We start from the raw sequence: 14,339 nt of genomic DNA, 5'->3' as shown, positions 1-14,339 counted from the left end.
GCAAGCTGGATCGAATAGAACATCTTGTCGACCAGCGCGCCGCGCTCCATCACGTATCCCATCAGGACGAAAAGCGGGATCGAGATCAGAACGTCGTTGGTCATCGCTCCGTAGGTGCGCTGGACCATCAGGTCGAAAACGCCGTTCTCCCACCAGAACTGACCGCTTTTGAAATAGGCGATGAATCCGAAAAATATGCCGAGACCCATCAGCGTGAACGCTGTCGGGAACCCCATTATGATCACGACCACAATGAGGCTGAGCATCAGCAATCCGAGGGCGGGGTCGCTCATGTCTGAAGGTCTCCGCCCATACCGCGCTGCCGCGCGGCCTCGTCGATCTCCTTGGCGCGCTCAATGGCGATCTTGCGCGACTCCTCGTCGACATATTCGCTGTTTGCAAGCTGCTCTTCGACGACGTCGATCTCGGCGACGTCCTTAAGCCTGGTCGGCCACTCGCCGGTTTTGAGGCACACGATGCAGCGGATGATCTCGGCAATGCCCTGGATCATCACCATTGCGCCGGCGATCGGAATCACGAATTTGAACTGCCACACCGGAGGGCCGTCGGCAGTGACGGTCGAGTGTTCGTTGATCCGCCAGGAATCCAGGGCGAAAATCCAGCCCGAATAGATCAGCGCCGCAATGCCGGGAATGAAAAACACCACATAGAGAACGAGATCGAGGCTTGCCTGCGTCCGCGGCCGCATCGAGCTGTACAGAAAATCGCCCCGCACATGCGCATTCTGCGCGAGCGTATAGGCGCCGCACATCATGAACAGCGTGCCGTACAGCATGTTCTCGGCGTCGAAAATCCACGCCGTCGGCGTATTGAGAACGTATCGCTTGAAGACTTCGATACAGACGACGGCGGTCAGCGCAATGATCAGCCAGGCGAAGACCTTACCGACCCATGTGCTGAAGCCGTCAATCGCGTGAAGAACGCTTTGAACGCTCATGGATGTACCAAATTATCTGACCCGCTGTCGTTCGGAAGCAAAGCACCATTCCGCTGTCTGCGGAATGGTGCCAGAGACGAACAGCTCGCCGTCAGATCGGAGCCTTTGCGTTCGGCCCGAAATAGTGATCGTAGGCCATCTTGCGGCTCACGATCGTGTCGTTTTCCCACTGCGTCGCACGCTTGGCAAAGGCCAATTGCGACTCGACGATCTTCTTGAACAGCGGGTTGTTTGCCGCGTACTTCTTGGCGACCTCGTCGAAAATTTCGAGCTGCCGCTTCAGGACCGCGTCCGGCGTCTTGTACACGCGGACCTTGTCCTTGGTCTGCAGATCGACATAGTCCTGCGAGTAGCGATCGATCGCCTTCCAGGACATATCCTGCGAGGCAGCTTCGACGGCATTCTCGATGATCGCCCGCATCTTCGCCGGCAGGGCATCGTACTTCGTCTTGTTGAACGAGATCTCGAACTGCTCGGCGTTCTGGTGATAGCTCTGCAGCATGTAGATCTTCGACACGTCGGCGAAGCCGAGCGCACGATCCGAGGACGCATTGTTGAACTCGGCCGCTTCGATCAGGCCGCGGTCCATTGCGGCAACGATTTCGCCGCCCGGCAGCGCGTTGACCGCAGCGCCCAGCCCGGAGAAGACGTCAATCGAGATACCGACGGTGCGGAACTTCAAGCCCTTGAAGTCGTCCACCTTGGTGACCGGCTTCTTGAACCAGCCGAGCGGCTGGGTCGGCATCGGGCCGTAGGGGAACGAGACGACATTGGCGCCGATCGACTTGAAGATTTCATCCAGCAATTCCTTGCCGCCGCCGTATTTGTGCCAGGACAGCAGCATGTTGGCGTCCATTGCGTAGCCAGGGCCCGAGCCCCACAGCGCGAGCGCATTCTGCTTGCCGTAGTGATACACAAGCACGCCGTGTCCGCCATCGAGGACGCCCTTCGACACCGCATCAAGGAGCTGGAAAGCCGGCACAACGGCACCCGCCGGGAGCACCTCGATCTTGAGGTCGCCGCCGGTCATGTCGTTGACCTTCTTGGCGAAGTCGATTGCATATTCGTGGAAGATGTCCTTGGACGGCCACGTGCTCTGCCAGCGCATGCTGACCGGACCCTGTGCCTTTACGACATTCGGAGCAGTAACAGCGGTTGCGCCCGCGGCAGCACCCGCCGCCAGCAGAAATTTGCGACGCGACGTCTTCTCAACTTTGTTGGTCATGAAGGTCCTCCCTAGCGACCATTCTTGGTTACGGCTTGGATGCCGTTTTCGTGATTAACCGCGGGAACTTATATGATATTCCAGCGGGCCTCGTCATAGTTTGGACGGGTTGCCGGAATTGCACAAGCCTGACGAAAGTCCGGCCTGCAGAATTTTCCGGGCCCATCGCATGTGTCAGCGAGAATGCACAAGCCGACCCCAAAAACATTACGGCCCTGTCACTTAGCGCGGCTTCGGTTTTTCAAGAGGTGAAGGTGTGAAAGACCTGGTCCGGCTGTTCAGGGAAGTCTTCCGCCTGTCGTTGCCTTATTTCCGTTCGGAGGACCGCCGCGCTGGTCTCATCCTGCTTGGCGCGGTGATCGGCATCGAGTTGTCGATCGTCGCAGTGAACGTGCTCATAAATCAATGGAATGCGCGGTTTTTCAATGCATTGCAGGATCGCAACTGGGACCGCTTTGTCGCGGAACTCAGTATCTTCTGCGTGCTGGCTGCGCTCTACATCGTACTCGCGGTCTATCAGCTTTACCTGAATCAGTGGCTGCAGATCCGCTGGCGTACGTGGATGACACGGGTCTATCTCGATCGCTGGCTGGCCAGTTCGACGCATTACCGCATGCAGCTATTTGGCGATGCAGCAGACAATCCGGACCAGCGCATCGCTGATGACATCAATCAGTTTATCGAGAAATCGCTCACCATCGTGATACGCCTGCTCGGGGCAATTGTGACGCTTCTGTCATTCTTCGCGATCCTGTGGGGCCTGTCGGCCGCGGCGCCGCTGACGGTGTTCGGCACCGATCTTAATATTCCGGGCTACCTCGTCTGGGTCGCGCTCGTCTATTCGGTAGGCGGAACCCTGCTCGCCCACTGGATCGGCTGGCCGCTCGCCGCCCTCAACTTTCGTCAGCAGCGTTTCGAAGCCGACTTTCGCTTCAGTCTGATCCGGGTTCGCGAGAATGCGGAACAGATCGCCTTGCTGGATGGCGAAGAAGCCGAGAAGACCCGGCTGGGCGAACGCTTCGCGCATGTCATCCAGAACTTCATGGCTCTGATCTCGCGGCAGAAGAAAGTGATCTTCGTTCAGCAAAGCCATGCGCAGATCGCGCTGATCCTGCCCTATGTCGTCGTCAGTCCGGCCTATTTCTCCGGCGCCGTGCCGCTCGGCACGCTGACGCAGACCGCGAGCGCGTTCAACAGCGTGCAGGAATCGCTGTCATTCTTCGTGACCTTCTATCGCACCATCGCCGAATGGGCAGCGATCGTGGATCGCTTGACGGGATTTAACCGCGCGCTTGACGAGGCGCAGGCCATGGCGGCCGCCTCGAACATCGCGATCGAGCCGGAGAGCGGCGCGCGCGCCGTTCGTATCGAGAATCTGTCGGTGAGCCGTCCCGACGGCACGCAATTGCTCGCGCCGGCAATGTCCGAATTCACGCCGGGCGAGCATGTGCTGCTGACCGGCCCCTCCGGCGCGGGAAAATCGACGCTGTTTCGTGCGATCGCCGGTCTGTGGCCGTTCGGCAAGGGGCGGGTCGTGATACCCGAAGGCGCTCGCGTCATGGTGCTGCCGCAGCGCCCTTACTTTCCGGAAACGACCCTCGCCAACGCGTTGTCCTACCCGACCGCGCAGGCGTTCGACGATGCGACGTTGATCGAGGCGCTCGGCGCCGTGGGACTATCGAGTCTGACCGGACGACTGCACGAAGAGGCTCACTGGAACCGGATCCTGTCACTCGGCGAGCAGCAGCGTCTCGGCGTTGCGCGGGCTTTGCTGCAAGCGCCGGATTACCTCTTCCTCGATGAAGCGACCGCCTCCCTCGACGAGCCGTCGGAAGCAAGACTGTACGGACTCCTTCACACCCGCCTGAAGGACACCACGATCGTCTCGATCGGACACCGCTCGACACTGCATGAGTTTCACCGCCGACACGTCACCCTCAAGCCCGACGGCAATGCCCACAAGCTTTCGGAAACGACACCGGCCGCCGCGGCCGAGTGATGTTGCCGATCAGAACCAGCGCTTGGGCCATGGCGTGCGTCGCACGACATTGACCCAGAAAAACGTATAGACCAGCAGCAGCAGCGCACCCGCGGCGACGGGGATCAGCACGAAGCTCCAGGACATGCTGTTCATCACGATGATGAGCGGGTTGATCCCGGCCGGCGGGTGAAACGTGTCGGTCGCGAGCATGGCCAGCATGGCAAGGCCCACGGCCAGCGCCGCGACCCAGGCTTCCGGCCCGGCCAGCTTCAGCGCAATGACCCCGACAAGGGCAGACAGGATGTGACCGCCGACCAGCGCGCGCGGCTGCGCCGGCGCCGCTTCCGGCGTGCCCGTGACCAGCACGATCGAGGTGGCAAAGGGAATGGAGGCCAGCGGAAATTCTGCCTGGATCGACAGAAGGTACATGAGCCCAATGGCGAGGCTGCCACCCGTCGCGCCCGCCACCATCAATCCGTATTGCCGCTCCATCTGCATCACGTTCGTCGGTGCAATGGCGATGCCATCGCACAAGCCGCGCGGACATGCAAAAGCGGCGGCCTTTCGGCCGCCGCTCGCAAAGTCTCTGAGGTGATACCGTCGCTTACTTCAGATCGTTCAGCGTGGTGTCGAAGGACAGTTTGGCGATATAGGCCTCGCCGCACCACTTTGACTTGGGCGCGCCAGCCGGGGTGACGCCGGCACTCGCATTGCCCGTCAGGACGCCGCACTCGACCTGGTTCAGGTCGGTGTCGTGATAGCGCAGGTCGACGGTGAGCGCCTTGTAGGTAAAGCCGATACCCGCGTTCCAGTACGTGTAGTCAGGCAGGTCGATCGAGCCCAGCGCCGCCGTCGTGGTGCCAAGCCAGTAGTGGGCGATCTCGCCGGAGACATAGGCACCCCAGGACCCCATGGCCGGGAAAGTGTATTTCGCAGTGCCCGACAGGTAGGTGCCTGAACCACCGGTATTCAGCCAGTCATCCGCGTAGTACACGGCACCGCCGAGGGTGAACTGATCGGTCGCCGCCCAGGACACCTTGCCGTAGACTTCCCAGAAGTCGGTGTCGACCGGGATGCCCGCGATGCCTTCCTTCGGATAGTGGTAATACCATACGCCGAAGTCCCAGCTCAGCTTGCCGGTGCTCAGGCGGACACCGCCATAATAGTCGATTTCGGCCGTCGGATTGGTCGGAAGGTCGACGCTCATGCCCGCAACCGCGGCATAGAAGGTGATCAGGTCGCTCGCCTTGTACTGGCCTTCGAAATAAGCACCGACCGAGGGTCCGCGATCGGACTGCGAAATGCCGCGGAAGTTATAGTCGGTCATGACAGAGCCACCGATGGCGACGTTCCAGGGATTGACCGCAACCGGCGCCGGCGGCGCCTTGTAGACCGGTGCGATATCCGCAGCGAGTGCCGGCGCGGCGCCCATAACAGCAGCAGCAACGACCGCCGGCATCACGTATTTCTTCATCTCTTCGCCCCTTTGATTTCGTACGTTGGCGCTTGGTGATCGTTGGCGACCAGACACCAGACCCCTAAACGACCCCTGCCCTTCACCTTGCAGTTGGCGTTATTCGGCATGGAACAGGGTGCATCGCCAACGCGAATTTTTGCGCAGCTGCTGCCTTTTTGGGCGTTTCGAATGCAAACAGGGCCAAATTCACAGGCCGCCGTCACAATCCATTAACATGTTGCAGGAAAGCAACGAGAAGCGCCGGGAAACCAAGGCTTCCCGGCGCTCCTGGAGGCTTGAAATGATCCCGTCGGGTCAGGCTGCCTTCTTGCGATTCGCTTCCAGGCGCTGATCGACAAGGGCGACCTGGGCGTCGATGGCCGGCAGGCTCAGCCCCTTTTGCTTGGCGATGAGCTGGACCAGCTTGTCGGCCCGCTCAATGAATTGCGCCCCATTATTCAAGGCGCGCGCCGCCGACGCCGGCCGGGACAGGCTCTGGGCAGCCGCGGCGTATTTCTCGAATGGCACCAGATCGTTGGGGTTGGCGCCGAGCTTCACCACGAGGTCGTTGACGAAGTTATAGACCGTACGCGAGGTCTCGATGTCGCTGTGCACCGCCTCCTGCGCCGTGCGCATGCCGTCCGGCGTGATGCAGCGGTAATTTCCCGCCAGCAGCATCGCCCATTTGGCCAGCGGCACGTACAGCGAATCGTAGACCCGCAGCTTGACCGGCAGCTCGATGGGATTGCCGTCGCCCGGATCGAAGCGGATCGCATCGATCTCCTTTTCGAGCTGGCGCAGGATCGCGGTGTCCTTGTCGTCGTCGAACTTGGCGACCTTGAAATTGGTCGGCAGCGTCACCTGCAACACATTGGCCGGCTCGTCCGGTGGACGAATCGCCTGCGGGTCGGGGCTGCACAGCGTGATCTTTCCGGGATCGAAATTGTCCCAGACGCTGGGATCGGTATAGGCGGGCTTCAGCGAGTCAGCGCTCAGCCCCGGAATGCGCCGCATATAGGCGAGCGGCGGCATGTTCATGATCGACATGCAGGGCACGCGCGATTTCGCCACGGCATCCAGGAGCTCGCGCACCCCCGGCGAGCGATATTGCGGCTCCTGCATGGCAAGGCCGACCAGATCGTATTTCGAGGGATCGACACCGGCCGCACCGCTCGCGGTCACCTGCCCCGGAAGCTTGCGCGAATCCAGGATGACGGGGTCCTTGCGGCCCTTCACCGGCAGGCGAATGAGGAAGCCTTGCGAATTGATGAGGTCCGCTTCGGCGGGCAGACACACGTGATGGATCTTATGTCCGCCGAACAGCATCTTCGAGGCGAGCAGCGAACCGTAAGCTGCGCCCAGAATGAGAATGTTGTACGCCATAGGCGAACCCTCCGGTCGGTTTTGTGGATTTGTTCGGCGTGCCGATAAGGCCGCCACAGATCAATGCTACCAGCCCCCGCGCATGCGATGCAATGCTCGCATGCCGGGGCAAATCCGTCGGCCGATGGGTGTTTCAAATCAGGAAATGGAGACCCGCTGCTTGCGCAGGGTTCCTCATTTTCCGGGCTTGTAGACGATATCGAAAAGCGGCGCGATATCCTGAGCGGTCTTCGCCGCAGGGATGTATTTGTAGTCCAGCGCATCCTGCAGCGTGAGGTCGAGGCCCTTGATCTCGCCGATCTGCAGCCCCGCCTTCGGATAGAATTCGCTGACGGCTTTCTTCGCGATGTCGGGCGGCAGCTTCATGTTCTCGGCGAAGATCTCGATGGCGCGGGGATTCTCGTAGGCCCAGTCGATCGCGCGTGCATAGACGCGCATGAATTTCTCGATCGCGGCGCGCTTGGTCTTCAGCGCATTCTCGTTGGCGATGTTCACGCGGATCGTCTGGTTGGCGAGCTGCGGCACGTCGAGGGTGCGGGCAACCACGCGGATCTGCTGCTCGTTGAGCTGTTTCAGACCGAACGGCGCTGCCGCCCAGCCGACATCGATCTGCCCGGTCATCACTTGCGTCAGTGTCGCGGGCGCACCGCCGGTCGCCACCGTCTTCGCGCCGGAGCCGGCCTGCTTGAGCAGCGCGAGCAGGATCAGGTTCGACGAAGAGCCAGGCGAGGAAAACGCCACGGTCTTGATCGCCGGGTCCTTGAACGATTTGATCGGGCTGTCGGACTTCACGTACCAATAGAGCTCGCCGGCGCCGGTCATCTGCGCGGAAATCACGCGCACCGGCGCGCCCTTCACATAGGCTCCGATCACGCCCAGCAGTCCGTTGGAGAGCCCGATATCGGTGCTGCCCGAGAGTACCGTGGTCAGGGTCGCCGCGCCGCCATCGGTATAGAACGGCTCCACCGTAAGGCCGGCTTCCTTGAAGAATCCGGCTTTCTCGGCGAATTCGACAAAGGACGAGTCCCAGAAAAACCGCTGCGAGATCGCAACCTTCAGCGTGTCGGTCTGCGCGGCCGCCGCAAGCGGCGAGAGCGCAAGCGCAAGTGCGGCCAAGATAAGCCTCAGCATGACGTCCTCCCGTGGTTTATGGCCGGATCTTCTTTCGTGTCCGGTCTATTTCGACAAAGTCGTCATCGCGACGAGCGAAGCGACGACGCAATCCACCATACCGTGCGATCGCTTATGGATTGCTTCGCTGCGCTCGCAATGACGCCGGTATCTGATCAGGTCATCACGCCACCTGCGCCAGCTTCTTCTCGGGCAGCTTCAGATTGAACAGCCTGATGGCGTTGCCGCCGAGAATGTTGCGCTTTGCGGTCTCCGAGAGAAACGGCAGATCGTAGATCGTCGACGGCAAATCAAAATCCCAGTGCGGATAGTCCGACGAATACATCAGCTGGGTCTCGGCGTTGATCATGCGCATCGTGGTTTCCAGCGCGCCCATGTCGGTCATTTCCATCGGCTGCGTCGTGTAGAACATCTCGCGCATGTAGTCGCTCGGCGGCCGCTTCAGCGCCGGCGCCTCGGACGAGCGCATCATGTATTCGTTGTCGAAGCGCTGCATCATGAACGGGATCCATGCAAGGCCGCTTTCGATCCACACGACCTTGAGCTTGGGGAAGCGCTCCGGCAGCCCGTTCACGATCCAGTTCGCCATGTGGATCATGTTGTGAACCGTGAAGCCGAGCGCATGCACCGAGATGAACCGGTTCAGCATCGACATCGACTGGTCGTTCCAGTTATAGGCGGCATGGAAGCCGAGCGGCAGCCCGAGATCCTCCAGAAGCGCATAGGTCTTCATATAGGAATTGTGGTGCACCGGCCGGTAGCGCGCCGCCGTGACCATGAAGCCGCAGACGCCCTCGTGCCGGCCGAATTCCTGCACCATGCGGAAGCTGGCTTCGGCGTCGTTGAAGGGCAAATAGAGCATGGAGCGAAGGCGAGGCTCCTTCGCTAGTACTTTCTCGCAGAGCCATCGATTATAGGCGCGCGCCAGTGCGACTTCGACTTCGACCTGCGGATGCACACCGAGTTGAAGCATCGGCGTCGGAAAGAGGATCGCGATGTCGACACCCATGCAATCCATCCACCGCTTGGTCAGCGTGATGTCGCGATGCTGGGGGCCGTCGGCCTTCTCCATCTTGCGCAGCGGATACCGGGTAACCCGTCCGCCCATGTCCTGATAGCCGACGCCGGTTGGCAACACGCCGTTGTTCTTGGCATTGGCCTGACCCGCGCTGAGCATGAGTTGGCGCAGAACCGGATCGTCCAGATATTCGAGGATCTCGGACATGGATTCGGACTCGTAGTGATGGGAGTCCACATCCACGATCGGGAAGCGGTCGTAGCCCCGATCCCTGGCCTGCTGGGCGGCATGGGCGAGCAGCTTGGTCGTGTCGAATTCGGCCACGGCCATCTTGCGATAATCGCTGAGCGGAAGTTCCATATTCGCCTCGTTCACCGTCCCGACCAGGATTGCCACATCCCGAGTTCGAACACCTGGATGTTCACGGCCTTCAGGATCGCGGAGACCACAAGCATGGCCTCGGTAGCGCTGACATCGCTCTCTGGCGGCAGCGCGGCCAGCGGATCGTCAGAGGTTTCGGCCCGCGCGGCATATTCGCGGATGGTTGCCGCAAGCAGCGACTGAAGCTCGTCGTCGCGCATGTGCGGCAGACCCGCGAGCAAGGCCGCCGTCGCCGCGGCGTCAGTCGGCGCGGACATAGACGTCCTCACCACGCCGCACCACCTCGTAGGTCTTCAGCTTGAGACGCCGATCGGCCGCGCATTCACCGGTCCGCAGATCGTATTCGTAGCCATGCCAGGGGCAGACGAAATGCACCTGATCGGCGGAAAAGCGCTGGCCGTGCCAGGTGCGGTCGGGCGCCAGGACGTCCTCGACCTTATGCATGATCAGGCCCTCGCAAGCGGGGCCGCCCTGATGGACGCACAGGTTCTGGTAGGCATAGAAGGCGCCCTCCCAGTGAAAGACGCCGATCTCGACGCCGTTATGCGACACGATACGCCGCTCGCCATCCGGCAGGTCGGATGCTTTTGTCACGAAAATCTCGGTCAACAGCACTTCTCCATATGCGGACCCAAGAAGGCTACACCATCCGTGACGGATTGCGACCCTTTCCAAAAAGCGAACGGCCCGGCTGCTGTGCAGGCCGGGCCGAACTGATCTGACGTCTGGAAGCCTCTTCAGGTCGAACTGGAGTCGCCGAACGGCCGATACCCCGTGTCGCTCGACGATTCCGGAGCGGCTTCGGGTTCAGACGCAGGCGCAGCCGCCCTGGACGCGGCCTTCCTTGCTCTCTTTTTCTTCTTCGGTGCTGCGGTCTTTCTGGACGCAGCGGCCTTCTTGGCCTTGGTTTTCTTGGCCTTTTTGCCTTTCTTCACGCCCTTCTTTGCGCTTTTCTTCGCGCCTTTTTTCGCGCTTTTCTTTGCGCCTTTTTTCTTCTTGGGCATGCTCACTTTCTTGGCTTTTTTGCCCTTCTTGGCCTTCTTGGCCTTCTTCCCCTTCTTTGCCTTCTTCGCCATGACTTCTCTCCGAAAGTTTGCGCTAGGCTGCCGCTAGGCTGGTGCTTGAGTCTTTGCGACGGTCACCAGATCCCCTTCGCCCGGCATTGCTTGCGCGCCGCCGGACAATCCCGTCGGCTTCGGGCCTCCCGTGGCCCAATCGATCAACTCAACCGGGTGAACCACCGGGATCGCCGTGCCCGATGCGATCTGCGTCATACATCCGATATTGCCTGCCGCGATCACGTCGGGACTCAGTTGAGCGATGTTTGCGATCTTACGGTCCCGGAGCGTCTGCGCAATGTCGCTTTGCAAGATATTGTAAGTCCCGGCCGAGCCACAGCACAAATGCCCTTCCGGAATGTCCCTCACGATGAAGCCGTGACGGGTCAGAAGCTCCTTGGGCTGACGAATGACACGCTGACCATGCTGCAGTGAACAGGCGGCGTGGTAGGCGACCGTCAGACCCGTCTGTCGGACCGGGCCGGACGCCGGCAGGGTGACCAGATATTCGCTGATGTCCTTGGCAAGGCTCGAGACCCGCGCAGCCTTTTCGGCATAGGCCGGATCGGTCCGCAGCATGAAGCCGTAGTCCTTCACGGTCGTGCCGCAACCCGAAACGTTGATCACGATCGCATCGAGGCCGGCACCCTCGATCTCCCGCATCCATAGGTCGATGTTGGCCCGTGCCTGGGCGTGCGACTGGCGCTCGCGCCCCATGTGATGGACGAGCGCCCCGCAGCAGGACTCCTCCTCCGGCGTCACCACCTCAATGCCGAGGCGGTTCAGCACCCGGATCGTCGCCGCGTTGACATGCTCGCCGAGCACCTGGTTGGCGCAGCCCTGCAGCAGCGCCACCCGACCTCTTCTGGTCCCCTCGGCCGGATGAATGCGCGTCGTCGGCGGCGTCGCAGGAATGGCGGTGGTCGGAGCCAGCCGCAGCATCGCCGAAAGCGGCTTCAGTCCGATTGCCGAAAGAAGACCGGCAAAGGGTCGCGCCAGCGGCGCGAGCGTCAGCGCAACGCGCAGCCGGCCCGGATAGGGCAGCACCGTCGCGAGCAGTGATCGCATCAGCCGGTCGCGCCATGGCCGCCGATAGGTCTTTTCGATATGCGCGCGGGCGTGGTCGACGAGATGCATGTAATGCACCCCGGATGGACAGGTGGTCATGCAGGACAGGCAGGACAGGCAGCGGTCGATATGCTTCACCACGTCAGCGGTTGCCGGCCGCCCCTGCTCAAGCATGTCCTTGATCAGGTAGATGCGGCCGCGCGGTGAATCGAGTTCATCGCCCAGCAGCACATAGGTCGGACAGGTTGCGGTGCAGAATCCGCAATGCACACAGGCCCGCAGGATCTTGTTGGATTCGGCGGTGTCCGGATCGGCGAGCTGTGCGAGGGAAAAGCGGGTCTGCATGACTAAACCCCCGGCCACATGCGGCCGGGATTGAGAATGCCTTTGGGATCGAAGCTGGTCTTCACCCGCTGCGTCAAGGCGGCAACGCCGGCATCCTGCGGATCGAATACCGGCACCGCAGCCCGGATGGCGGCAGGCGCGCGGATCAGCGTCGCGTGTCCTCCCGCCTCGGCCACCGCCGGCCGAAGCACCGCGTTACCGGCGTCGTCCGATGGCGGCATCGCGATCCAGATCAGTCCGCCGGCCCAATCGAAGAAGTAAGTCCCGCCGGCCTGCGCGGCGGCGGACGCCACCGCGAAACCGTTCGTTGACGCTGTCGACACCCGCCAGACCGGACCGCTGTCGCCGGCGAACAGACGCACATCGCGGATCGTTCGCCACAGTCCTTTCGACATCTCGGCATCGATGGTCTCGGCCGCACCGTAACCTTTCAAAAGGGCCGTCAGGGCACGCGAGCGGTGCGCGACCGAGGGCGCCACCCCCTCCAGACGAAACATGGTCACGGGCCGTTCGCCCGCGAGCTCGGCCATGCGCGCCGCAACCGCTGCCGGAAAATGAGCGGCGCCGGAGACGTCGCACGAGGACCCCATCGCGTCGGTCATGGCGCGCGCCGCACGCTGGTCGTCGAGGCCGGTGAGGAGGACGGTGGTTTCCGTTTCCGCACGCGGCAAGGTCTTGATGGTGACCTCGGTCATGACGGACAGCGTGCCGAAGGATCCGGCCATCAGCTTGCAGAGGTCGTAACCGGTCACGTTCTTGACCACGCGCCCGCCGGATTTGAAGGTCTCGCCGCGCCCCGACACGGCGCTCATGCCGAGGAAATGGTCGCGCGCGGCACCTGCCTTGATCCGGCGCGGGCCGGAGAGATTGCTGGCGAGGACGCCGCCGATGGTCCCGTGACCAAGCGTGCCGTTGAGCAGCAAACCGTAATCGGCCGGCTCGAAAGCGAGTTCCTGGTTCGCTTGCGCGACCAGCCGCTCGATCTCGTTCATCGCGGTCCCGGCGCGCGCCGAGAGCACCAATTCCTCCGGCTCATACAGCGTGACGCCGGCAAGCGCGGACAGATCCAGTGTGACGTCGGACTGACTCGGGCGGCCGATGCCGCGCTTGGAGCCCTGCCCCACGATCTCGAGCGTCTTGCCTTCGGCCAGCGCCCAGCCGACGGCGTCTTCGACGTCCTTCGCGTCGCGGGGTTTCAATCTGTCAGGCACGGCCTCTCACCCGGCTCGCATCCAAGGGATGCCAGCCACCCTCTTCCCGCAAATGCCGAGAGGGTCAAGAGAATGCGACAGACGATCAAGAGAATGCGGCAGACCATCAAGAGAATGGCGGCAGACCATCAAGAGACCAACCGCTCGTCGGAGATGATCTTGCCGTCGTTCGGCAAACTGCCGGGCGGCACCAGCTTCACCATTCCCTTGAGCTTGGTGACCGACTGCATCGTGCCGGCGACCGCATCGGCGAGACTTTCGCCACCGGAAGCCTCGGCATGCAGCGTCATGACGTCCTGCTCGCCCTCGCGCGTGACCACGAGCCGCAAGCGTCCCAGCTCCGGGTGGCGCTTCGCGATCTCGGCGATCTGCTCGGGCCGCACGAACATGCCCTTGACCTTCGTGGTCTGGTCGGCGCGGCCCATCCAGCCCTTGATGCGCGTATTGGACCGGCCGCAGGGCGACTGGCCCGGCAGCACAGCCGACAGATCGCCGGTGGCGAGCCTGATCATCGGGTAATCGGGATTGAACGAGGTCACGACCACCTCTCCGACCTCGCCTTCGGGCACCGGGTCGCCGGTGCCGGGCCGCACGATCTCGACGATGATGTTCTCGTTCACGACCAGCCCTTCGCGGGCCGGCGTCTCGTAGGCGATCACCCCGGTCTCGGCGATGGCGTAGCATTGCAGGACGTCGACGCCGCGCGCGGACAGCTCCTGCCGCAGCGAGGCCGGGAGCGCCGCCCCGGAGACGAGGCCGCGCCTTATGGAGGACGCATCCTTGCCGGACTTCTCCGCTGTATCGAGCAGGACCTTCAGGAAATCGGGCGTGCCGGTATAGCCATCCGGCCGAAGCCGCGCGATCGCCTCGACCTGCTGCTCGGTATTGCCGACACCGCCCGGGATCACGGCGCAGCCAAGCGCCTCTGCCGCGGATTCGAACATCCAGGCGCCGGGCGTCAGGTGATACGAAAAGCAGTTCAGGACGATCTGGCCCTCGCGAAAGCCGGCGGCGAACATCGCACGCGCTACGCCGGCAAAGTCCGTCCCGTGCCCCTCCGGCTCGAAGATCGGTCCCGGTGACATCAGAAGCCGCTTCGCCTTTGAGGGCGGCGTGACATTGAA

The 14,339-nt window shown here is 62.1% G+C and carries 15 protein-coding genes; 1 reads left to right on the top strand and 14 read right to left on the bottom strand.

Annotated features, from left to right (window positions below; all coding sequences use genetic code 11):
• From VN004_RS07955 to VN004_RS07945, 3 genes are all read right to left on the bottom strand, one after another.
• A partial coding sequence (locus tag VN004_RS07955) for a TRAP transporter large permease subunit (RefSeq protein ID WP_325608721.1) occupies positions 1 to 293 on the bottom strand: 293 nt, incomplete at its 3' end.
• On the bottom strand, positions 290 to 958 hold the full coding sequence (locus tag VN004_RS07950; RefSeq protein WP_325608719.1) for a TRAP transporter small permease subunit: 669 nt from the start codon (positions 956 to 958) through the stop codon (positions 290 to 292). The genes VN004_RS07955 and VN004_RS07950, both read right to left, overlap by 4 nt.
• Positions 959 to 1,049: 91 nt before the next feature.
• Positions 1,050 to 2,183 carry a C4-dicarboxylate ABC transporter gene (locus tag VN004_RS07945; RefSeq protein ID WP_325608717.1) on the bottom strand — a complete coding sequence of 378 codons (1,134 nt, stop codon included), beginning with the start codon at positions 2,181 to 2,183 and terminating at the stop codon, positions 1,050 to 1,052.
• Between the two features lie 256 nt (positions 2,184 to 2,439).
• Between VN004_RS07945 and VN004_RS07940 the strand changes: the two genes are divergently transcribed.
• Positions 2,440 to 4,182 (top strand): ABC transporter ATP-binding protein/permease, encoded by a 1,743-nt coding sequence (locus VN004_RS07940; protein ID WP_325608715.1) that lies wholly within the window; start codon positions 2,440 to 2,442, stop codon positions 4,180 to 4,182.
• Between the two features lie 9 nt (positions 4,183 to 4,191).
• Here VN004_RS07940 and VN004_RS07935 read toward each other — a convergent pair whose 3' ends face one another.
• From VN004_RS07935 to VN004_RS07885, 11 genes are all read right to left on the bottom strand, one after another.
• Positions 4,192 to 4,698 carry an HPP family protein gene (locus VN004_RS07935; protein ID WP_325608713.1) on the bottom strand — a complete coding sequence of 169 codons (507 nt, stop codon included), beginning with the start codon at positions 4,696 to 4,698 and terminating at the stop codon, positions 4,192 to 4,194.
• Positions 4,699 to 4,768: 70 nt separating this feature from the next.
• Positions 4,769 to 5,638, bottom strand: coding sequence for a TorF family putative porin (locus tag VN004_RS07930; RefSeq protein WP_325608711.1), 870 nt, complete (start codon positions 5,636 to 5,638; stop codon positions 4,769 to 4,771).
• 297 nt (positions 5,639 to 5,935) lie between these two features.
• The gene (locus tag VN004_RS07925) at positions 5,936 to 7,003 is read right to left on the bottom strand and encodes a hypothetical protein (protein ID WP_325608709.1); all 1,068 of its coding nucleotides are present in this window, start codon (positions 7,001 to 7,003) and stop codon (positions 5,936 to 5,938) included.
• A 174-nt stretch (positions 7,004 to 7,177) separates the two neighbouring features.
• Positions 7,178 to 8,134, bottom strand: coding sequence for an ABC transporter substrate-binding protein (locus VN004_RS07920; RefSeq protein ID WP_325608707.1), 957 nt, complete (start codon positions 8,132 to 8,134; stop codon positions 7,178 to 7,180).
• Positions 8,135 to 8,297: 163 nt separating this feature from the next.
• The gene (locus VN004_RS07915; RefSeq protein WP_325608705.1) at positions 8,298 to 9,512 is read right to left on the bottom strand and encodes an amidohydrolase family protein; all 1,215 of its coding nucleotides are present in this window, start codon (positions 9,510 to 9,512) and stop codon (positions 8,298 to 8,300) included.
• Between the two features lie 11 nt (positions 9,513 to 9,523).
• On the bottom strand, positions 9,524 to 9,790 hold the full coding sequence (locus VN004_RS07910; protein ID WP_325608703.1) for a hypothetical protein: 267 nt from the start codon (positions 9,788 to 9,790) through the stop codon (positions 9,524 to 9,526).
• Entirely contained in the window at positions 9,774 to 10,127 is a 354-nt protein-coding gene (locus VN004_RS07905; protein WP_325608701.1) for a Rieske (2Fe-2S) protein, read from the bottom strand. The genes VN004_RS07910 and VN004_RS07905 overlap by 17 nt, the downstream gene beginning before the upstream one ends.
• 143 nt (positions 10,128 to 10,270) lie before the next feature.
• Positions 10,271 to 10,609: a hypothetical protein gene (locus tag VN004_RS07900; protein ID WP_325608699.1), complete on the bottom strand. Its 339-nt coding sequence runs from the start codon at positions 10,607 to 10,609 to the stop codon at positions 10,271 to 10,273.
• Between the two features lie 33 nt (positions 10,610 to 10,642).
• Positions 10,643 to 12,004 (bottom strand): glycolate oxidase subunit GlcF, encoded by a 1,362-nt coding sequence (glcF, locus tag VN004_RS07895; RefSeq protein WP_325608697.1) that lies wholly within the window; start codon positions 12,002 to 12,004, stop codon positions 10,643 to 10,645.
• 2 nt (positions 12,005 to 12,006) lie between these two features.
• The gene (locus VN004_RS07890; RefSeq protein WP_325608695.1) at positions 12,007 to 13,215 is read right to left on the bottom strand and encodes an FAD-binding protein; all 1,209 of its coding nucleotides are present in this window, start codon (positions 13,213 to 13,215) and stop codon (positions 12,007 to 12,009) included.
• A gap of 128 nt (positions 13,216 to 13,343) precedes the next feature.
• Positions 13,344 to 14,339, bottom strand: a 996-nt coding sequence (locus VN004_RS07885) for a phenylacetate--CoA ligase family protein (protein WP_325608693.1), incomplete at its 5' end; no start/stop codon positions are given.

Origin of the sequence: Pseudorhodoplanes sp. (genome assembly GCF_035565855.1) — a bacterium.
Lineage (GTDB): Bacteria > Pseudomonadota > Alphaproteobacteria > Rhizobiales > Xanthobacteraceae > Pseudorhodoplanes.
This window is presented reverse-complemented; position numbering and strand designations above follow the sequence as displayed.

Excerpts from the sequence above, each read along its gene's own strand:
- VN004_RS07950 (WP_325608719.1), bottom strand. The coding sequence starts at position 958 with ATGAGCGTTCAAAGCGTTCTTCACGCGATTGACGGCTTCAGCACATGG.
- VN004_RS07945 (WP_325608717.1), bottom strand. The coding sequence starts at position 2,183 with ATGACCAACAAAGTTGAGAAGACGTCGCGTCGCAAATTTCTGCTGGCG.
- VN004_RS07930 (WP_325608711.1), bottom strand. The coding sequence starts at position 5,638 with ATGAAGAAATACGTGATGCCGGCGGTCGTTGCTGCTGCTGTTATGGGC.
- VN004_RS07925 (WP_325608709.1), bottom strand. The coding sequence starts at position 7,003 with ATGGCGTACAACATTCTCATTCTGGGCGCAGCTTACGGTTCGCTGCTC.
- VN004_RS07920 (WP_325608707.1), bottom strand. The coding sequence starts at position 8,134 with ATGCTGAGGCTTATCTTGGCCGCACTTGCGCTTGCGCTCTCGCCGCTT.
- VN004_RS07915 (WP_325608705.1), bottom strand. The coding sequence starts at position 9,512 with ATGGAACTTCCGCTCAGCGATTATCGCAAGATGGCCGTGGCCGAATTC.
- VN004_RS07910 (WP_325608703.1), bottom strand. The coding sequence starts at position 9,790 with ATGTCCGCGCCGACTGACGCCGCGGCGACGGCGGCCTTGCTCGCGGGT.
- VN004_RS07900 (WP_325608699.1), bottom strand. The coding sequence starts at position 10,609 with ATGGCGAAGAAGGCAAAGAAGGGGAAGAAGGCCAAGAAGGCCAAGAAG.
- glcF (WP_325608697.1), bottom strand. The coding sequence starts at position 12,004 with ATGCAGACCCGCTTTTCCCTCGCACAGCTCGCCGATCCGGACACCGCC.